At 68.5% G+C, this 20222-nt stretch carries 16 protein-coding genes and 1 pseudogene; 12 read left to right on the top strand and 5 right to left on the bottom strand.

From position 1 onward, the window contains the following. Window positions 1-53: 53 nt before the first annotated feature. Both K6I33_RS02895 and K6I33_RS02890 read right to left on the bottom strand, forming a co-directional pair. Window positions 54-5321, bottom strand: a complete 5268-nt coding sequence (locus K6I33_RS02895) for a type I polyketide synthase (RefSeq protein ID WP_229348065.1) — start codon at window positions 5319-5321, stop codon at window positions 54-56. Between the two features lie 1115 nt (window positions 5322-6436). Then, a complete protein-coding gene (locus K6I33_RS02890; RefSeq protein WP_229348064.1) occupies window positions 6437-6637 on the bottom strand; it encodes a hypothetical protein in 201 nt (66 codons plus the stop codon). Window positions 6638-6979: 342 nt separating this feature from the next. Here K6I33_RS02890 and K6I33_RS02885 point away from each other — a divergent pair, with 342 nt between their 5' ends. Then, window positions 6980-7927: a protein kinase gene (locus tag K6I33_RS02885; RefSeq protein WP_229348063.1), complete on the top strand. Its 948-nt coding sequence runs from the start codon at window positions 6980-6982 to the stop codon at window positions 7925-7927. 29 nt (window positions 7928-7956) lie between these two features. Here the strand turns inward: K6I33_RS02885 and K6I33_RS02880 are convergent. Then, window positions 7957-8102: pseudogene (locus K6I33_RS02880) on the bottom strand (IS481 family transposase); the annotation flags it as partial. Between the two features lie 115 nt (window positions 8103-8217). On the opposite strand from K6I33_RS02880, the gene K6I33_RS02875 reads away from it, so the two are divergent. From K6I33_RS02875 to K6I33_RS02865, 3 genes are read left to right on the top strand one after another with little or no spacing between them, the layout of a single operon-like run. After that, window positions 8218-8544 carry a DUF6624 domain-containing protein gene (locus K6I33_RS02875; protein ID WP_308297035.1) on the top strand — a complete coding sequence of 109 codons (327 nt, stop codon included), beginning with the start codon at window positions 8218-8220 and terminating at the stop codon, window positions 8542-8544. Continuing rightward, a complete protein-coding gene (locus K6I33_RS02870) occupies window positions 8541-8963 on the top strand; it encodes an NUDIX domain-containing protein (RefSeq protein WP_229348061.1) in 423 nt (140 codons plus the stop codon). Before K6I33_RS02875 ends, K6I33_RS02870 begins: the two co-directional genes overlap by 4 nt. After that, window positions 8960-9277 carry an HIT family protein gene (locus K6I33_RS02865; RefSeq protein WP_229348060.1) on the top strand — a complete coding sequence of 106 codons (318 nt, stop codon included), beginning with the start codon at window positions 8960-8962 and terminating at the stop codon, window positions 9275-9277. The genes K6I33_RS02870 and K6I33_RS02865 overlap by 4 nt, the downstream gene beginning before the upstream one ends. Before the next feature lie 445 nt (window positions 9278-9722). On the opposite strand, the gene K6I33_RS02860 is transcribed toward K6I33_RS02865, so the two are convergent. Beyond that, window positions 9723-10376 (bottom strand): HAD-IA family hydrolase, encoded by a 654-nt coding sequence (locus tag K6I33_RS02860; RefSeq protein WP_229348059.1) that lies wholly within the window; start codon window positions 10374-10376, stop codon window positions 9723-9725. Window positions 10377-10937: 561 nt separating this feature from the next. On the opposite strand from K6I33_RS02860, the gene K6I33_RS02855 reads away from it, so the two are divergent. Both K6I33_RS02855 and K6I33_RS02850 read left to right on the top strand, forming a co-directional pair. Beyond that, a complete protein-coding gene (locus tag K6I33_RS02855; protein WP_229348058.1) occupies window positions 10938-11501 on the top strand; it encodes an ImmA/IrrE family metallo-endopeptidase in 564 nt (187 codons plus the stop codon). Window positions 11502-11512: 11 nt separating this feature from the next. Next, window positions 11513-12757 carry an MAB_1171c family putative transporter gene (locus K6I33_RS02850; RefSeq protein WP_229348057.1) on the top strand — a complete coding sequence of 415 codons (1245 nt, stop codon included), beginning with the start codon at window positions 11513-11515 and terminating at the stop codon, window positions 12755-12757. 100 nt (window positions 12758-12857) lie between these two features. Here K6I33_RS02850 and K6I33_RS02845 read toward each other — a convergent pair whose 3' ends face one another. Next, window positions 12858-13664: a helix-turn-helix transcriptional regulator gene (locus K6I33_RS02845; RefSeq protein ID WP_229348056.1), complete on the bottom strand. Its 807-nt coding sequence runs from the start codon at window positions 13662-13664 to the stop codon at window positions 12858-12860. Between the two features lie 363 nt (window positions 13665-14027). Here K6I33_RS02845 and K6I33_RS02840 point away from each other — a divergent pair, with 363 nt between their 5' ends. The 6 genes from K6I33_RS02840 to K6I33_RS02815 form a co-directional block, all read left to right on the top strand. Further along, on the top strand, window positions 14028-15191 hold the full coding sequence (locus K6I33_RS02840) for a collagen binding domain-containing protein (RefSeq protein WP_229348055.1): 1164 nt from the start codon (window positions 14028-14030) through the stop codon (window positions 15189-15191). A gap of 124 nt (window positions 15192-15315) precedes the next feature. Then, on the top strand, window positions 15316-16116 hold the full coding sequence (locus K6I33_RS02835) for a class E sortase (protein ID WP_229348054.1): 801 nt from the start codon (window positions 15316-15318) through the stop codon (window positions 16114-16116). Between the two features lie 463 nt (window positions 16117-16579). Then, the gene (locus K6I33_RS02830; protein ID WP_229348053.1) at window positions 16580-17551 is read left to right on the top strand and encodes a hypothetical protein; all 972 of its coding nucleotides are present in this window, start codon (window positions 16580-16582) and stop codon (window positions 17549-17551) included. Next, window positions 17548-18303: an ATP-binding protein gene (locus K6I33_RS02825; protein WP_229348052.1), complete on the top strand. Its 756-nt coding sequence runs from the start codon at window positions 17548-17550 to the stop codon at window positions 18301-18303. Before K6I33_RS02830 ends, K6I33_RS02825 begins: the two co-directional genes overlap by 4 nt. 154 nt (window positions 18304-18457) lie before the next feature. Then, window positions 18458-19096, top strand: a complete 639-nt coding sequence (locus K6I33_RS02820) for a WhiB family transcriptional regulator (RefSeq protein WP_229348088.1) — start codon at window positions 18458-18460, stop codon at window positions 19094-19096. Continuing rightward, a partial coding sequence (locus tag K6I33_RS02815; RefSeq protein ID WP_229348051.1) for a DUF2637 domain-containing protein occupies window positions 19093-20222 on the top strand: 1130 nt, incomplete at its 3' end. The genes K6I33_RS02820 and K6I33_RS02815, both read left to right, overlap by 4 nt.

Here is a 20222-nt window from a genome sequence, read left to right as displayed (position 1 = left end):
GAGCGCGATCACCGACGATGCGGGCAACCGCGGGCCGGGGGTCGGCGGGGATCCTACTCCGACCCGGAATTCTGCGGATGTTCGCGAGTGCTCGTCACAGTGTCGTGGATGTAGGCGGTGATGGCGTGGGTGGTTGGGCGCTGCCACAGGAGGTTGGCGGGCAGGCTGATGCCCGTCTTGCGCTGAAGGATGCCGCGGATCTTCATCGTCATGACCGAGTCGATGCCCATCTCCACGAGTGGGCAGCGGGGGTCGATGTCGGTGGTGGGCAACCGCATGGTGGTGGCGACGGCGTCGGTGACGATGCTGTGGATCCGGGCTTGGGCTTCGGCGGCGGACAGCCCTGTCCAGTCGGGAGGACCGTCTTTCTGTGGGGTGTCATGACCGGCGCTGGTGTCTGTGGGGCTGAGTTCGCTGAACACGGGGAGGCGGGTTGTGCCGACGGGTAGCGGGAGGATGGGCAGGATGGCGAGGTAGGGGCTTGCGATGCGAGTGGCGAGGTCCCAGGCGCGAAGCGCCTCCGGGGTGCTGAGGTCGCTGGTGCCGTGGGCCTGCATGAGGTGGGCGATGGCGTCGTGGGCGCTGGCCATGCCGCCGTCGCGCCAGGCGGTCCAGGCCAGGCTGGTGGTGGTCATGCTGTCCAGGGGTGCGCGGTGGGCTGCGAGGGTGTCGAGGAAGCTGTTGCCGGCCGCATAGGCAGTCTGCCCCGGGACCTGGAAGAGCTGCCCGCAGGAGGAGAACAGGAAGAGGAAGTCGATGGTTCCTGGGGGGAACAGCGTGTGCAGGGTGAGCGCGCCGCCGATCTTGGGGCGCAGGACCGCGCGGAGCGAGGACTCCTCGAGGTGGTCGATGAGTTGGTCGTTGAGGACGCCGGCTGCGTGGACGATTCCGCGGATGGGCGGAAGCCCGAGCGACTCCGGTGTCAGGAGGCGGGTGGCCTGGGGCTGGTCGGCAATGTCCAGGGCGAGAGTGCGGACGGTGACGCCGAGGGCTTCGAGCTCGGTGATGGTGTCGATCCGGCTGCGAGTCTGTGGGTCGAGGACGGAGCACCATTGGGTGCGCGGGGGCAGTGGGGTCCGGCCTGCCAGGACGAGGCGTCGTGCGCCGTGGGTGACGAGCCAGCGGGCAGCTTCCAGGCCGAGTGAGCCGAGTCCGCCGGTGACGAGATAGGTGCCTTCGGGTTTGAGGACCAGCGGGCCGCGGTCGGGTTCCCTTTCGATGACGGCCAGCCGGGGCGCGTGGACTTCGCCGTCGACGAGGGACAGGACGTCCTCGCCGGGCGTGGCGCTGAGGACCTGCAGCAGCTGATCGGTGAGGTCGCGGTCGGGGCCGTCGACGGGAATGTCGATGGTGCCGGCCCAGAGGTCGGGGTGCTCGTTGGCGATGACCCGACCGGCCCCCCACAGCGAGGCGTGGGCGGCTGCGCTCAGATGCCCGGCGTTGCGTACTCCGCGGGTGAGGCACCACAAGCGGGTGCTCCCGCCCTGGTGCGCGGCGAGCCATCGGCAGGTCTCGGTCAAGGTCGATACGGCGTCGGCCGCGCTCTGGGCGAGGTCCTCGGTCCTGGTGGGCAGGGCCGGGGTGACGATCACCTCGGTAGGAGCGGTGAGCTTCGCGATGAGGCCGGGAAGCTCGTTCGGGTGCTGTGCCTGCAGGAAGCGGATCCCCCGGGCGGCGCAGGCTGTGGTGAGCTGTTCAGCCAGTCCCGTGTGGTCGCCGACCAGAACGATCTGGCTCAGTCGATGGCCGGAGCCCGAGGGCAGGGGCAGGGGGCGCCATGTCATTTCGTGGAGAAGGCGTTGCGGGTCGCTGACCTGGGTGGAGCCGACGTCGAGGAGGCCGAAGGTGATGTCGATGATGCAGGCCACGGGTCGGCCGTTTGCGTCGGTGACCCACACGTCGACGGCCTCGGCGGGTGTATGGGGGTGCAGGCGGGCGACGACGTTGATCTCAGCGGGTGGCGTGTCGCCGTGCACGGCAACCGTGCGGATGCGGGCGGGCATGCGCTGGGTGCTCTGGTCGGGCAGCACCAGGGGGGTGAGCGAGACGGCGGCGTCGAAGAGCGTGGCCCAGGACGCAGTGCCGCTTGACCGGCTGCCGAGAGTCATGCGGGCGGTCATTTCCCCGGTGCCGCGCCGGAGGTCGACGGCCTGCCAGTCGAAGCCGATGCCGTCGGCTCCGATGTCGGCCAGCAGCCGCTCGACGTGTCCGGTGAGGGGCTCCTGGCAGCGGTCGCGCACCTGGTGGAAGTCGGGGAACTGCTGGCCGTCGATCAGGTCCGTGTACGACAGGGTGGCTGTGGTGTGGGTCAGCCAGGTGCTGGGGGCGGTGCTGGCTTCGTCGGCGATGCGCGTGAGGAGTTTTACGGTGTCGGCATGCCGGATGACCTGGACCTCGCGTGGCGGGGTGAGGGCGACCGGAGTTTTCAATGCGATGTCGGTGAGGGCGCGTACGGGCCGCTCGGGGCTGCCGGTTTCCAGGAAGGTGGCCAGGAGCGCGGCCGCCGGCACGATTTCCACTCCATGGACGGGGTGGCGGCCGGGGTAGGGGCGGCTGGCGTCGTCGAGTCGAGTGCACCAGATGTCGATGGGCTCGCCGCCGACACCCTGGCGGGGTCCGAGGAGAGTGTGGGCGGCCGGGTTGTGGCCGCCGCGTGCGCCGACACCTGGTGCGGGCTCGGCCCAGTAAGGGCGGTGCTGCCAGGCATTGGTGGGCAGTTCGAGCAGCTCGCCCTCTGGATGGAGACGGTCCCAGGCGATTGGGCTGCCGTTGCAGTGCAGGGTGGCCAGGTTCTTCAGGAAGGTGTCGCGCACGGGCCGGTCGCGGCGCAGTGTGTGGGCCACTACGCCGTCCTCAACGCCCAGGTGGCTGAGGGTCTCCTCCAGTGAGTGGGTGACCAGAGGGAGTGAGGAGATCTCCAGGAACAGGCGGTGGCCGTCGGCGACCGCGGCCGCGACTGCGGGGCTGAAGCGGCAGATGTGCCGCATGTTGGCGGCCCAGAACCTGCCGTCGCGCACCGCGGCCGACCGCGGGTCGGCGAGGGTGGAAGTGTAGGCGGGCAGTGAAGGCGCGCGGGGGGTGAGGCCGGCCAGGTCCGCTACGAGGTCGTCGATGAGGCAGTCCACCTGGGGGCTGTGGAAGGCGACGGAGCTGTTGACGCGCACCGCCACCAGGCCCTCGTCCCGCCACCGCGCGTACAGTTCGGTGACGGCCTGCTCCGTCCCGGAGATCACGGTGGACTCCGGGGAGGCGTGGATGGCCGTGACCACATCCGTTCGTCCGCTCAGCTGTTCTTCCACCGTGGCGAACGGCAGGCCCACGAGGGCCATCGCGCCCTGCCCGTCGACACGCCCGAACAAGCGCGAGCGGCGACACACCACCTGGGCGCCCTGAACGGGGGTGAGAGCACCGGAGACGACCGCGGCGGCGATCTCGCCGACCGAATGCCCGATCACGGCCCCGGGCCTCACCCCGTAGGACCGCCACAGTGCCGCCAAACCGATGTGCATCACATACGCCACAGGCTGAGCCAGCTCGACAGCCGAGAAGTCCTCCTGCGCAAGCAACTCGCGCGCGGTCATCGCGAGCTCGTCCCGGAACACCGCCCCCAGCTCGTCAACTGCGGCGGCGAAGGCAGGCTCGGTCGCGAGCAGATCCCGGCCCATCCCAGGCCACTGCGCGCCGTGCCCGGAGAACACCCACACCGGCTCGACCGGCCTTCCGGCCGCGACAGAGCCGACGGCCAGGACCGGGGTCCACTTGCCCTCCGCCAAGCGCCCGAGCCCTAGCCGCAACGCCTCCGACGTGTTCGCCACGACGCCGGAGCGGTGCTGGAGATGGTTCCTGCGGCGGGACAAGGTGTGGCCCAGGCAGGGCAGGCAGGACTGCGGGTGGGAGCTGAGCCAGTCGGCCAGGTGGCGGGCGTTGTCGCCGCGCGCCGCCGCTGTGGAGCCTGAGACGGGAAACAGCATGGGCATCCGGTCAGCCACCTGATGTTCCCGGTGACCGATCGGGACGGGAGCCTGTTCGAGGACCACGTGGGCGATGACACCCCCGTAGCCGTAGCTGGAGACCCCGGCCCGCCGCGGCTGGCCAGTGCGCGGCCACGATGTCAGCGAGGTGGCCACCCGCAGTCGTGCAGCCTCCCAGTCGATCGACGGGTTCGGCGTCGGGCAGTGCGTGGTCGGTGGGATCCGGGCGTGATGCACCGCCAGGACCGCTTTGATCAGCCCGGCGACCCCCGCGCCGGCCTCCAGGTGCCCGATGTTCGGCTTGACCGAACCGATCAGACACGGATCAGAAGCCGGCCGCCCGGCTCCCACCACGGCGCCCAGAGCCGCGGCCTCGATCGGATCACCCACCGGTGTGCCGGTGCCGTGGGCCTCGATGTAGTCGACGTGCTCGGGGGCGATGCCCGCGCGCCGGTAGGCGTCGCGGAGCATGTTCTCCTGAGCCTCACGGCCAGGGATCATGATCGCGTCGGTCTTGCCGTCATGCTGCACCACACTGGACCGGATCACCGCCCACACACGGTCACCGGCGGCGAGCGCGTCGCCAAGCCGCTTGAGCACCACGATCCCAACGCCCTCGCCACGGCCGTACCCGTCGGCGTCGGCCGAGAACGCTTTCGAGCGCCCGTCCGGCGCGGTCACCCCCATCGCATCCAGGGCGACTGTGCTGTGCGGCGCGCTCAGCACGCTCACCCCGCCCGCGATCACCAGCGAGGACTCGCCCGTCCGCAGACTCTGACAGGCCAGGTGAACCCCGGACAACGACGACGCGCACGCTGTATCCACCGCGAGACTGGGACCCCGCAAATCCAGCAGATAGGAGATCCGGTTGGGCACCGCGTAGTACGCGGCCCCCAGGCCGGCCCACGGCTGAATATCGGCCAGATCCGCCATGGTGCGCAGCCCGTACTCGCCGAAGGTCACCCCGATATACACCCCGGCATCCGTTCCCCGCAGCGAATCGGGAGGGATACCCGCGTGCTCCAGCGCCTCCCACGCCACCTCAAGGGCCAGCCGCTGCTGCGGGTCGATGTAGAGGGCCTCAAGGGGCGAAATGCCGAAGAACACGGCGTCGAACCCCTGGACATCGTCCAGATAGGCGGCATGGCGCGTCGCGTTCCGCAGCACACCCCGCTCCAGCGGGCTCCGTTCCTCGAACGAGGCCCAACGGTCTGCCGGAACACCACGAACCGCATCGCCTTCGCTGACCAGGAACCGCCACAAGTCCTCAGGAGATGAAAGGTCGGGAGCGAACCGACACCCCATACCGACGACCGCGATCGGCTCTGTCACGAATGCTTCGACTGTCATGCCAACTCTCCCATCACAGCCTGCACCGCACTCGGCACCGCCGGGCATCCGGCCGGCGATCCAGGCACCACAGCCGCCCCCTCAGGCAGACCATGCCCACCCGACCGTCACGGCCAAGCTCACACCACCCGGCCGAACGAAAGGCCGCCCATCGGCTTGACAGAGCACCCCTCGGCGGAGCTCTTTCTCTGGGCCCAGCGAGGACGAGACCACCTACGAAAGAGCCGTACGGGAAGCCGATCCATACACCGGGCCACTCAACCCGCTCATCGTGATGCTGGCGCTCACCGCCGGGCAGCCTCAATAGGCACGTCCGTCCTCGACAGCCCTCTCCGCGCCGGTGACCAGCGACAACGAAGGAACGCAACAAGGCCCCGTGAGGACACCCGGACACCAAGACAAAGGCCTCTTCCGCCAGCGTTCGGTGTCCTGGTCAGGATCGACCGCGTCCGGGTCGCGCAGGGGCCGCAGGCCCTGGTCGGAGCCGCTCGCCGCGATGTTGAACAGGCAGCGGCCCAAGGAAGCCGAAGTGCCGGTCCGTCAGCGGCGACAGCCGGGCGACGTCCTCGTCCTTGATCACGTGGCCCTCAAAGCGCAACTGGGCGACGGCGGCGTCACCATCTCTTCCGAGACCCGTTCACGTCTGTCCCCCGCTGGTGCACCAACGCACCAACTTCCATAGCCACTACCTCATCATCCGCTCCCACAGCAACAGGGCCCTACAGCCGCTGCGCGACCCGGGTGAGGCCCGCAGAGTAGGACCCAACGGCCAGATGCGGTCGGCGGCAATCAGGAGGTACGGGAAGCTGCCGCTGCGATACGCCGATATGCCGGTCCTGGCTGTGGCGTGGCGCAGTGACCCAAGATGCTCGAAAACCTTCGGAATATGCGAGTTATCAGGGCGCGCGGGTGGCCTGGCGCGCCCTGAGAGGCACCTGTGCGCTTGGCAGTTGGGTCCGTGTCCGGGTGCATTCGGCCAGCGGGCGGGCAGTTTTTCATTCCTATGCCTGTCGCGGGAATCGTGTCGGGTCGAGACAGCCAGAGAAGGGGTGGGCAATGAGTGGTGAAGAGAGCAGGCCGGACGGAGGTTCCCCAGTGGGCGCGGGCGGGAGCATTCAGCGATTCGCCAGGCGGGCGCTGGTGGTGAGCGCGACGGCGGTAGGCGCCACGCTGCTGGCGAGTACGGCCGCGCACGCCAGTGCCCACCACACCACCAGGGTGACAGGCACCTGGTCCATGGCCCCCGCCGCTGCCCAGACCGCGCGCCCCATGTTCTTGTCGTCCGTGGGAGCCGAGATCGGTAAGCTCGCGGGCAATGTCGGCACCTTCGGGAACATCTTCGGGAACGTCATCAACGGTGGACCCATCGAGGCACTGAAGTAACACCTGCCTCATCCCACGGGCTGGTGCACGGGCCGCGTCTGGGTGGCAGGGGCGAGCTCCTCACCCCTGCCACCCAGCAGGCTTCCGTGCACGCACCCCCAACATGTTGAGCCGGCCGATTCCGGTCCCATCGGGCATCGGCCGTCATAGGCCGACAAGGCGCGCTCCCGCAATTTGCCGGGCGCGCCTTGCAACCGCCTACGGCGATCCGTTCACCAGCACTGTCTCGTCGCCTGCCCCCTTCTCCTGCCGTGCCAACGAGCCGGGACACACAAATGAGCATGCCGGTACCGCACACCTGTCCTGACGAGCCGGAGAACAACTGGGCCGGCTATACCGTCACCCACGCCATCCCGCGGCAGGGCACAGCACTTACCCAGGAGGCAGTATCCGAGCAAGGGCATCGGGCCATGGTCAAAGCCTTGTGCCCTCATGCGCCACGGGCAGCTCATGCCGCCATGGACAATGAGGAAGCCATCCTCCGATTCCTCAACGAACAGGACGGTACGCCGCTGCTCATCGAATCCGGGACACGGTCGGGGTGGCGGTACCTGATCACGGAACACCGCCCAGGCCCGACACTCGGTCTGCTCCTGGAGGGCTCCAGACTTCTGATGCAACGGCCCTCAGCCGGGTCCTTGGCCTTCGCCCAGTCCCTCGCGCTGGCCCTGTGTCATGGGTATGCCAGGCTCCACTCCCGCGGAGTCGCTCACGGGGATGTTCACCCCGGCAACATCCTGGTCGGGAGCGAACACCACGTCACGATCATCGATTTCGAAAGTGCCGCACGCATCGACGACGCCCCCATGGGCTACTGCAGCCAGATCACCATTTACACGGCGCCCGAAATCGCCCTCGCCCTGCGCGAGCAGGTATCGCTGCCCACTGCCACGCCCGCATCCGACCAGTACTCCGTCGCGGCCGTGCTCTACCTCATGCTCTCCGGCACCTACGCGGTCCCCCCTCAGAAAACGGAGCCGGACATGCTGGAAGCGATCACCGGCACCGTCCCGGCACCGCTCCCCGGATGGCTCCCGCTCCAGTGGCCGGGCCTTCAGCGGGCTCTGAGCACCGCTCTGCACCTCGATCCCGGACAGCGCCATGCTTCCATGATTGCCTTCGCCCGTGCCCTCGCTCCCGGCGACCCCCATCACGCCCAGGACGCAGAGCCGGCCGGCATGGCACGGACGGAACAGAACGCGGACGCTCACAGCGGGCGCTGATCTATCCGCGCTGGTCCAGGTGCACTCGGTCATGACGTTGGTGACAGTCGGCTGATCGGTGGCTGGCCGCCGAGTGCGGTGTGTCGGCGGCCAGTGTTATAGAAGTCGAGTCAGGGTGTGATTGCTCGGTGCGTTGGGTGTTGCTGGTGAAGACCATCTGGTAGGCCCAACCGGTCAGTTGATCGATCACGTCACTACGATGGGCCCGCGTCGGTCGCGTGACAGGGCAGGCTCCGGCGGTTGGTTCGGGATTCGACAGTCCCCATCCCGACAGTGGACTTGACTAGTGAATCGCACAGCACGCCGACCAGGACCTGCCCTTCCAGCTGCACGCGCTCCAGCTCCTGACAGCAGCTGTGGAAGCCGGCGAGGCCCTGCCGCGGCACTTCGCCTACCTGACCGATCGTTGCCAGGTCGCCCAGCAGCAGGAGCAAACGTACGGAACGCAGTACTTCGACAACAACAAGGGCTACTACGGGCCCCGGCCGATCGCCGACCCAGACCGGCTCGACGAGCGCCGTGCCACCGTGGGCCTGGGGCCGCACGCGGAGTATGACGCCGAGATCCGGGCGAGGTACGGGTACCCGCCGGCCACAAGCGAGGAGACCGGACGATGACGACGAACGACGTGCCGGAGGGCACGGCGGCACTGATCTACAACGCCCGAGGCCAGTACCTCCTCCACCTCCGCGACAACATCCCGGGCATCTGCGACCCGGGAACGTGGTCGTTCATCGGCGGGAACCGCGACAGCGATGACGAGACCCCGGAAGAGGCGATCCGGCGGGAGCTACTGGAGGAAGCCGAGCTGGCGATTCCGGACCTTCGGGTCTTCGGGGTGCTGCCTGCGCACGATCTGGACCGTTCCAAAGGGATGATCACGATCTTCCACGGTCAGTGGGACGGGGACGCGCACGCGCTGCCGCTCACCGAAGGGATCATGCTGCACTGGTTCGACGCCGACACGACAAAGCGGCTGGTCATGGCGTCGTACGCGCGGACGGCGATCGACCGGCGAGAGGCGAGCCTGGAATGAGCGACTTCTACTGCGACGAGGCCCTGAGCGGCCGCACGCCGGTCACCGTGGTCGCCGAGACCGACAAGATACTCGCCTTCGAGCACACCCGGCCGTCCTATCCGGTGCACATTGTGGTGGTACCCAAGCAGCACACACCGTCGCTCGTGGATCTCGGAGAGGGCGGCGAGGAACTGCTCGCTGCGGTCATGAAGATCGTTCGTCAGGTGGCGACCGACGTGTTGGAGAAGCACGGCGCCGCCCAGGTGATCACGAACCTCGGCGACTATCAGGAGTCGAAGCACCTCCACGTCCACGTGGTGGTCCGAGGATGATCACCCACGCGTGAACCAGCGTCCCGGGTGGACCCACGCAGGAGTCGGCGGCGGTCAGACAGGTTGCCTCCTGGCCGCACGCCGTACCGCTACCCGCCAGCCACGGCAGACAGGCGACTCGCTGTGACGATGGACCGGTGATAAGGATCTTCAGAAATGGTTCTGACCGCGATTCCGATTCCGTGAAAGCGCAGGTCGGCGGCGGGAACGAAAGATCGTTTCGCCTGAGTCTCCTACTCCGTGGTGATCAAGAATTTCGAGGAAGTGCTCTTCTTTGGGGTCGGCGCGCAGGCATCCATCCCCGCTACAGCGTCGGGGTCCACTTCACGCCGCGCTCCGGTGAATCAGATCCGGACAGCGACGTGACAGAAGCCTGCCTGCACAGCCTGCGGGCCCGGCTATGCGACGACACGGGTGTGCTGGATCCGACCCCCTCCACGGCTGGTCAGCCGACAGTGATCTCCAGAGCGCCGGTCTCGGTGACCTGGACGGACACACCGGTGAAATCAGGAACCGTGGCGTCTGCCTCGAGTTGGTGCGCCTTGTGCGTCGTCGTTAGAGCGATGGTGGCCATGCCAGCCGCCCGCGCGGAAGCCAGCCCGGCGGGTGAGTCCTCGACGACGACACAGTCGGCCGGGTTAACGCCTAGCCGCTCGGCCGCCAGGAGAAACGGCTCGGGGTGGGGCTTGTGGTGGGTGACGTCGTCGGAAGTGACCAAGAACTTCGGCCGGATACCGACCGGGGCTAGGCGCGCTTCGACCACCCGCCGACTGCTGGACGTCACCACAGCCCAGCGGTCCTGAGGCAGCGAGACCAGCAAGTTGACGGCACCGCCAACAGCCTCCACGCCGCCAGCAGCCGCGTCAGCCACCTCTGCATCCACCAGCCGCTGCACGCCGCCCTTCACCTGTTCCTCAGGCAGGAGGTCCGCGATGATCGCGGCAGCTGGCCGGCCGTGCACTTCGACTCGGCTCATCGCTTCTTCGAGGGTCATTCCATACGACTCGGCCCACTGCCTCCACACGCGCAAAACCGACCGCTGGGAGGAAACCAGTGTTTCGTCGCTGTCGAAAAGGATGGCATTTGCCGAGAATCGCATGGCGCGAGATTACATGGCATGCGCAAGCAGACATGCGATGAAGGCGCCACTCCTTCCATGATCAGAGTCCAATTGCACCCCTTTTCTGCGCATCGCACACCAGTAAGGATCTTCAACTCAGCCGCCACTCGAATGACACAGCTGAGCGGAGACCAGGAATCTGGAACCCAAATCCCGAGGCCAGATCCGTGTTGATCTTAAAGACTCCATCACCCCTCAAGATCAATTCAAAGGACTTTAGTGAGCTTCCTCTCACCAGGGCAGGACGGACTCGCCTGACGCTACGAAGCCCGCGGCTAGGCAGCCCATCGGACGCCCCCGGGGGGTGAGAGCCCGAAGGAAACTGAAATAAGCTAACCGGAGGACGAGATTCCGATCTTGCCTATGGCTGTTCCACTTCCGCCGTTCGGGTTGATCATGAAGGTTTACCAAGCGCCAGCGGGGTTGCTCTGCTGCCGGTCACCAGGGGGAAGGCAGGTTGGGGCACCGGGGCGCAGCAGGAGCGGAGGGGGACCAGGACAGCAGGACAGGAGCGAGCCGCGAGAGAGGCAGGCTGCGGGAATGGCAATTCGCCGGGTGTTCAAGAGCGGCGAGATGCGTAAGTTGAGCAGACACTGCGTGCAACGGCTGCAAGACTTTCCTCTGCCCCACCCGTACAAGCTCGAGACGTTGATCAATAACATCGAGGGCGCCCGAGGCTGCATCATTCACCTGGCCCCCGTCACCGCACCGGTGACTGATCTGCGCTCAGCGTGCGGCCTGCGCCTCAGTTTCGATCAGACTCATATCATCGCCTACCGGCCTCGTCCCACGCCCAACCAAACCACCAATATCATTTTCCACGAACTGGCCCATCTGTGGCTGGACCACGGCACCGATGTGGAGATAGCCGAGGAATTGTCCGAAGCTCTCCAGCCGCTTCTTGCCGAACTCGTGGGCCCGACGGCCGTCGTGAATGCCCGCGCGCACTTCGGCACCGCCGAAGAGCGGGAAGCCGAGCTGTCGGCTTCCTTCATCCGGCAGCAGATACGCAGGCAATCCGCCTTCGGACAGGACCTGCTCAGCGTTATGGAGGCCACTTTGACTCACCCCCTCGCCCCGCCACACCGGGGTCGACGGCTGTAAGGACCGCCCACTTGAGCTTCTTCCTCCTGTTCGTCTGCCTCGCGATGAGTGCGGTCGCGCTGTGGCGCCTGCCCGCCATCCGCTACGGCGATCCCCTGCGGCGCGCCCTCTGGGGCTGCGCAGCAGGCTTTTCCGTAGCGCTCTGGTCGCGGTTTCCGCCGGTCGAGCACGGCATCGACAGCCTCGGCGTCACGGACCTGAGCGGTCTGACCAAGGACTTCGCCGCCATGGCTGCCTCACTAGCTCTGCTCAGCTACGCGGTGACCAGCTACGGCGTCAGCCAGGACGCCCCGCCGCGCCATATCGAGATCTGCCGCCGGGTCGCACGCGTGTCCCGGCGCGCCACCCTCGCGGTCATTCCTCTGATGCTGTTCCTGTTCTTCGTCGCGGTGGACCGGTCCGTTCCGAGCAGGGACTTGACGGCCAGCCACGCCGGAGAATGGGGCGCCTGTTTGTTCGCCACGTGCTTCTACCTGTACCTGGGCTCAGCGGGCGCGACCTGCGGCTATCAGTGGGGGCACGTCAGCCGGCGCGCCGACTCGGCAGTACTGCGCATCAGCCTGGCCCTGGGTGCTGCGGCCTGTTGGCTTTTCGCCGCGTACTCGGTGATCCGGGTGTCCTTCATGTGGGGAGCCATGATCTTCCCTCCCTCGCCCGGAAGCACCCATTTCGTGGTCTCCCTCAGCAATTTGCTCAATTCGTTGGGTGCGCTTCTGTTCATGTGCGGGGCCAGCCTGCCGACCACCGGGGTGGCGCTCGAGCGCTGGAAGACCCGTCGGATGCTCTGGAACCTGCACCCGCTGAGTCAGGACCTCGCCCATCAGTTTCCCGGCTTGTCCTTCCAGCCTCCCGCATCGCGGCTGCGGGAGGCGGTACGCCACGTGCCTGCCCTGGACATCCGTCTGGATCGCACGATCCAGGCGATCGGTGACGCGGCTGAGCAGCTCCGTCATCACGTAGTCCCGGAGCTCTGGCCGGTCATCGAGCAGGTCACGGTCGAACATCCGGACCAGGAGGCTGCGGCTGAGGCGTACTGGATCGCTGCCGCACTGCACTCAGCCCGGGAGGGGCGCCGCTCGGAGCGGCCTGCTCCTGCCCTGCCGCCCAAACCGTACAGCGACAGTATCGGCGAGGGGCGTTGGCTGGTGCGGGTCCAGGACGTCTATGCCCGGATCACTCCCGCCGCGGTCGACGCTCTTCTCGACGGTGCGGGTCAGCCACCGGCCGTGGTGCACGCGCAGAGCGTTCCCGCCTGAGCGACCGACCACCGAGGTTGCTTGTGCTGCTGTTGCGCGCTGGTTGCCTGCTGCAGAGCCCTTAAGCCTCTGCAGCAGGCAACCAGCGCGCGAGCTACTTTTATTTGCCGGAGTTGCGCAGCAGAAGTTCCTTGATCGTGGCCACCATCTCCGGGGAAACGCCACGCGTTGCACCACGCGCGGCGACGGTCACCCCGCCCTCGCGCTTGTCCGTCAAGAAGGCCAGGGCGTCGATCACGTCCTGCTCCACCTCCTCGCGGTCCATGAACTCGAAGTGAGCGACGCCCAGCGCCTCGGCCAGTCCGTCGCGGACGGCTGCGAGGGACAGCCCAGCGAAGACCTGTTCTGCGCTCCGCGTCCTCGTTCTGAGGTCTTCGATGTCCTGCGGCTCCAGGCCGGCCCCGGTCTTCCGGTTAACGGCCGCGGCCACGTCCGTGGAGGTCACCTTGGGGCGGCATTCCAGCAGGTGGCGGAGCTTCTCATCCAGCCCCTGGGGTGCCCGGAGCATCGTCACAGGCGCTGCTGTCACAGTGTCGCGAGAGCGCTCCTGTGCATCTGCCAGCTCTTCGGCCGTGACCCCGTAGAGGGCGGCCATGCGGACGAGGAGGTCCGGCGAAAGTGGCTTCTTGCCCCGTTCCGCATTGCTCAGCGGCACGCGCGTCGTGCCGAGGACCTCGGCCGCTTTGGACTGGGTGAAGCCAGCGTCCGCGCGGAGGTCGGCCAGGTCCGGCGGACCGTAGCGGGGGAATAGGACGTCGAGATCCTCGCCGAGAGCCTTCGCGATCGCCGGCAGCCGCTCAGGCGGCGGGCAGTGCTCGTCGTCCTTCTCCCAGTCGACGACCGCGGTCTTGCTGACGCCCAGGATCGTGGCAAGGGCGGCCTGGGTCAGGTCGAGGCCGCGCCGCATCGTACGCAGGCCCGGACCGTGGAACTGGCGAGGCGGCACGGGTCTCCAAAACTCGGCGGATCGGGCGATACAGGATTACTGTATCCCCAAGATTGCTACCGATATCGACTTCAGGTAGGTTTTCGTATCGATCGCTAGGGGTGCCTCGGGCATCCCTTGTCGCAACCCCGGTATATCCCGCTCTACATGAGTTGATACCCGGCCCGGTCACGCCCACGGCCTCGTAAACCTGATGTGACCGGGTCGGGTGTCCCCCGATTCGGAGACTGCATGAGTGTGTCATTTCCCCCGCCCCGCGCGCACGTCGCGCCTCGGGTTCGGTATCCCATCGTGCTTGGCGCGGCGGCTGCTCTGGGCGCGAGCATGCTGCTCACGCCGGTGGCGAGCGCGGCGGACCGGTGGGGCCCCGGCTTCCTGATACCCGACGACAGCGGGCATGCAGGTATGTCGCACCTGGGCGCCTACGGCCCGCCCGGCAAGAAGATTCCCGGCATCGACGGCCTCGCGTACTGCGCGGACCCCATGCTCGCCGGCCCCGAGGCGTCCGGCGGCTACGGCCCGGTGAAGGAGTACAGCAGCTGGACGTCGGCGACGGGCAGGCCCGTCCCCGAGGAGGACGCCTTCCGTGCCGCCTATGTCCTCTCCAAGTACGGCCAGACACAGGACGACCTGCAGGCCGCCGCAGTCGACGCGGCGACCTACACCTTCCTCGGTACCGGATCCGCCTACGCCCTCCCCGACGGCAAGCGCGCCGTCCAGCGCCTGACAGCCGCCGGCGTGCCGGCGGCCGCGAAGACCCGGGCCCTGGCCTACGTGGGCGAGGCCAAAAAGCTCGCCGGCCCCTACAAGGTCAGCCTCAAGACCCAGAACAGCGCCAAGCCGGGCGAGAAGGTCAGCGTCACCCTCGGCGTGACGGCCGCCTCCGGTGCCAAGGTGCCCGGAGTGAAGGTGCGCCTGACGGCGACCGGCGCCGGATCCGGCATGGCCCAGGTGACCACCGGTACCGACGGCACTGCCACGACCTCGATCACCGCGGGCAAGGACGGAGACGCCACGGTGAAGGCTGTGGCCAAGGACCTGCCCGGCACCACCCTGCGCGCCGCCATCCCCAGCAACATGAATGCCCAGCGCATGCTGGTGCTCGGCGGCACCTCGAGCGCCGAGGCCCAGTCCAGCGTGAAGGTCGCGGACCTCGCCGGCGGCATCAAGGTCGCCAAGACCGCTGCCGACACCGGCAAGCCGCTCGCGAACGTCGAGTTCGAGATCAAGGACCGCGACGGCAAGGTCGCCGCGAAGGGCAAGACTGACGCCGAGGGCCTCTGGCAGGTCAAGGACCTCGCCCCCGGCGAGTACACCGTCCACGAGACCCGCGCCGTGGAGGGCTACCAGCTCGCCCCGGACCAGACCGTCACCGTCACCAGCCGCAAGGCCGTCGACGTCGCGGTGAAGGACGCCAAGATCCCGGCCCCGCAGACGCCCAAGCCACGGCCGGTGACGATCAAGGTGCTGCCGCAAACCGGCGTCTGACCCACGTTGGCCTGCGGTCTCTAGCCGCACAACGACGTGATCTCCGCGGCGGGGCGGGGGCCCTGAGCTGGTCCCCGCCCCGCCGCGTACCTCCATCCCCTCATCCTGCGCTCTGGATACACCCATGCCTAAGCCCCCCAACGCGCCCAGCAGCAATCCGAGTCCGGAAGATCGCGCTCACGGCCGGACGCCCTCCAACGGTGTTTCCCCACACGCACGCGCTCGCCGTCCAGCGAATCGCCAACGAGGCGTTCTTGCCGTCGGCGCCATCGCCGTAGCGGCACTGGCCGCGACCACCGTCTGGACACAAGAGTCCGAGGCCGAGAAGGGGCAGCCCTCTACGCCTTCTCAGGCAAGCCCGTCCCTGCACGCCTCCGACGCTTCCAGCCCCGCCCCGGCAGCCGTCGAAGCGGCTCACGCGCTCGCTGACTGGGCCGATTACGTCTCCGCCTCCGGCGAACGCACGGTGTCGGGGCCGGGAGGGCCCATCATCGACGTCGTGCGCATTCCCGCCCTGGGAAGAGACTGGGCACAGCCCGTTTACCAAGGCACCGGCTCTAACCAACTCCGTGCCGGACTTGCGCACTTCGACGGCACTGAAGCCGCGGGCCAGATCGGCAATTTCGTCCTCGCCGGCCACCGCTCTGGCATGCCATCGCCTCCCCTGCGGGACATCGACAACATCAGGCCGGGAGCCTCGATCACCGTGTCGACCCCGGAGCGGATCACCTACACCTACATCGTCACCGGCGTCTCCACCGTCGACCCGACCGACGTCGCGGTCACGGCGCAGGTCCCAGGCCGCCCCAGCGCAACACCCACCAAGGCGCTGCTGACGCTGGTGACGTGCTGGCCTGCGGACGGCCACAGCAAGCGGGTGGTCGTCCAGGCCGCGCTCGCCTCATCCCGAGGTGGCGAACGGTGAACTCCTCGACGACTGTTCGCCGAGCACCGCTGTGACCTGTGGAGAGTTCTTTAGCAAGGTCTGGATCTTGAGGCAGGGCGCGCATATGTTCGTCGTTCCCCGCCGGGCGCCCCGTCTGGCAGTCGACGTCGCAAGGAGCGGTATGCGCAACGCGCGATCCAACCGGACCGCGTAGGCCCGGGAAATAGCGACGGCGCCCAGGAGCGGCAACTCCCGGACGCCGAACGCTGAATGGAACTCCCGCCTATGCAAGGGCTGGAGATTTACCCACCTTCACCGCACCGGCCCTTTCCACGGGCATACCGGAGCGTGATCACTTCGAAGGAGAGTGTCGCATGCCGACTGCTCTGCGCAAAAGGCCGGATAACACGGCCCGCGCGGCAGGCTGCTTCCCCTACCCCTCCGCAAGCCGAGGGCCGGCATCCCGGCGACAGCCAGGACAGCTGGCGGGGGGTGATGTCTGATGGCGCGTATCCGCACCATCAAACCGGAGGCTTTCTGCTCCGAGTCCCTGGCCGCGGTGAGTATCACGGCGGAGCGCACCTTCTTCGGTCTGCTGACTCAGGCCGATGATCACGGCCGATTCCGGGACCAGCCTGCCGTGATCGCCGGGCTGCTGTGGTCCCTGCGCCCGGAGCACGGCCCGCTGGAGGTCGAGGAGGACCTGAGCCAGCTCGCCGACGCCGGGCTGATCTGCCGCTACGAAGGGGCAGAGGGCAAGCGGTACCTGCATATCGTCACCTGGCGCCGCCACCAGAAGATCAACCGGCCCAGCGGCGTCCGTCACCCTGCTTGCCCGCACCACGACGACAACGCGTCCAACGTGTCCTCCGCAGCATCGCGGGGAGCCGTCACGGCCACCCCGGTGAGCGATCAGGGAGGGCTCACTGAGGGCTCCCGCCAAATACGCGAGGCCCCCCACGATCGGAAAATCGCAGGTCATAGCGGTTTCAGTGAGTCTTCATGGAGTGCGCACGGAGGACTCACTGAGGCGTCGGTGAACCCTCACGGTCCGGATCTAGGACCTAGGAACAGGGATCTAGGAGATAACCCGTTGGGGGGCGCAAGCGCCCCCGCGCCACACACCGCCCCGGTGACGGCCTCGGCGAAGTCGCTGGTCGCCGAATACGTGGCAGGCTGCCACCACCGCCCGCCGGAGGACGTCCTCGGGCTCCTCGGGCGCAAGGTCAAGACGCTGCTGGAGGAGCGCTTCGACGCGCAGGACATCCGCACGGCACTGGACCGGCTCCGCGCGCGAGGACTGCACCCGAGCGTTCTGCCGAGCCTGGTGAACGAGGTGGTCAACGCCCAGCCCCAGCAGGACGGTTCTCCGGCCTCGTCCGCCTCCGGCGCGGGGCCCTGGGCCAGCAACCGCTCCTCCTACACCCCGTACCTCAACCCGACCGAGCCGACCACGTTCGGAGGCCGCCTGTGACCCGCGCCCGACTCGCCGACCCTCAGCCGGCCGTGTCCGACCGGCTCCGTGCACGGCTCGTGGCGAAGCTCGCCGAGCGGGGCATCGATCCCGCCTCGCCGGTACCGGATACCCCGGAGCCGATTCCCGCCCTCGAAGCGGCGCAGGCCCGGATCCCCGTGGACTACCGCGACGCGACGCCCGCGCACCCCGACGTGATCCGCTGGGTCCGCACGATCGCCGACTCCTCCGCAGTCCCGTACGCCACGGGCCTCAACCCGCACTACGGCAGCGCGGGCCGACGGCAGGTCGCCCATGGGCCATCGCTGCTGCTGTGGGGCTCCACGGGTGTCGGAAAGACACACGAGGCGTACGGGGCGATCCGGGCCCTGACTGCTGCGGGGTGCGGCGTGCGGTGGCACGCGGCTACCGCCGCCGACCTGTACGCCGAGATGCGGCCGCGCGCCGGAGTGGACCCCGAGCACATGCTCCGCCGGATCGTCCGCGTGCCGCTGCTGCTCCTGGACGACCTCGGAGCCGCCAAGGGCTCGGAGTGGACCGAGGAGCTGAACTTCCGGCTGCTGAACTGGCGGGCGCAGAACCACCTGCCGACGATCATCACCAGCAACCTGCCGCCGGTGCGCACCTCGGCGATGGACCCCCGCCAGCCGGTGCTGCGGGACAAGGTCGGCGACCGGGTGCTCTCCCGCTTGTCCGGCATGTGCGTCCCCATCGAGTTCACCGGCCCGGACCGCCGCTTCCTGCGCCGCTGACCCGGCCCCGCCCGATCCCTTCCAGGCACAGCAACCAGCGACGCCTGCGCCCCCTGCCACTCCTCACCGACCCTGCGTACGCGCGCCGCCGGCACCCACGACCGGTGTGACGCGCCATCCGCCCAAGGGCCGTGAGGCGTACCCGGAGACCACCTTGCGCTACATCACCACCGACGACGCCCCGCCCACGCCGCTGCGCGGCATCGCCGACCACAGCTGGCACGCCCGCGGCCTGTGCCACGGCATGGCCCCCGAAGACGCCGACGAGCTGTTCTTCCCCAAGCCGCGGGACCACCGGGCCATCGCCGAGGCCAAGTCCATCTGCGGCAGGTGCCCGGTCAAGCGCGACTGCTTCAACCACGCCCTGGACAACGAGATTCGCCACGGGATGTGGGGTGGCCTGACCGAAGCCGAGCGCCGCCCCTGGCAGGCCAAGATCAACAAGCGGCTGGACTACGCCCGGGTCCGCGCCGCCTTCCAGGGCCGCGACGTCCACCTCAGCGACGCCGAGCGCCAAGCCGTCACCCGCCACGCCTACGTCCGGGGCTGGACCCCCGAACGCCTGGCCTACATCCTCCAGCTCGACCTCGACTACGCCCGCGACCTCATGCGCGAAGCCGCCCACGCCGTGGCAGATCGCGACCGGTACTGGGGCCTGTACGGCGACGAGGACGAGCAGACCATCACCTGCGACGAGAGCGCAGGCACCGGCGCAGGCGAGGTCGTCTCCTCCCCTGTCCCCCGCCAGGTGCGCACCCCCGCTCTGATCACCGCGCTCGGAAAGGCCGCATGACCCGCCCCACCACCGCGCCCCTGACCGCCACCACCGTCGGCGCCTCGGACCGCACGGCCATCGTCGCCCTCGGGACGGCCGGATGCGCCCTGAGCTACGACGCCCTGCAGCAGATGGCCGTCGCCATTCACGTCCGCGGGTTCCTCACCTACCTCTTCCCGCTCGTGATCGACGGCTTCATCGCCTACGGTGTCCGCGCTCTGATCCTCACCCGCACCGCTCCCTGGCACGCCCGCGCCTACGTGTGGATGCTGTTCGGCACCGCGACCGCCGCGAGCATCTGGGCCAACGCCCTGCACGCGGTCCGCCTCAACCAGCAGGTCGCACACCACGGGCTCCGGCTGGGCGACACCGTCGTCGCCATCTTGTCCACCATCGCCCCGCTCGCCCTCGCCGGCGCCGTTCACCTGTACATCCTCATCACCCGCCACCACCCTCAGCCCGCTCCCGCAGCGGAAGCGGCGGCGGGCCTGCTCGGGGATGGTGATCGGTCGGTCCCCGAGCAGGCCGTCGATGAGGACGACGGTCCCCGTCGGCTCCGTCTGGTCCCCGAGATGGCCGCCGGTCCCGACACCGGCCTGCCCACGGCGGGGGACCGTCCCGCCGGAGAGGATGCGGGATCGCGTTCCGGGACCGCCCTCCCGATCGCGACCGGGGACCGGGACCGTCCTGCGGTCCCCAGCGTCCACGGGGACGGGGCGGCACCACGGCATCACCCCGCCGACGGGGACGGTTCGGCAGCTCGGCACCACCCTGCCGACCGGGGACGGGGCAGCGATGCCGTCCCGGATTCGGCGGGGGACGGTGCCCCGGTCCCCGGAGCTGACAGGGACCTGAACGCATCGATCCCCAACGCTCTGCGGAGCGAACGGGCAGGCGGGGTGGGCAGCCGGCGCGGCATGAACGATGCGTCCGACGCGGGCACGGGGCCGACGGTCGGGGAAGACGGGGCCTCGGCGGGACCCGAGATGGGCGATGCCACCGGTGATCGGACCGAGACGGGCTTGGTCCCCGGGTTCGGGCCCACTGGGGACCGGGCTGAACCGGTCCCCGGGACCGGCTGCATCGGTCCCGGCCCGGTCACTGGCTTGGGGAACGGGGAAGGGGGCGGCTCGGTCCCGGGGAC

It is taken from the genome of Streptomyces sp. UNOB3_S3, from assembly GCF_020740895.1.
GTDB lineage: Bacteria > Actinomycetota > Actinomycetes > Streptomycetales > Streptomycetaceae > Streptomyces.
Note: the sequence above shows the minus strand (reverse complement) of the source record. Positions and strands in the feature narration are given on the sequence as shown.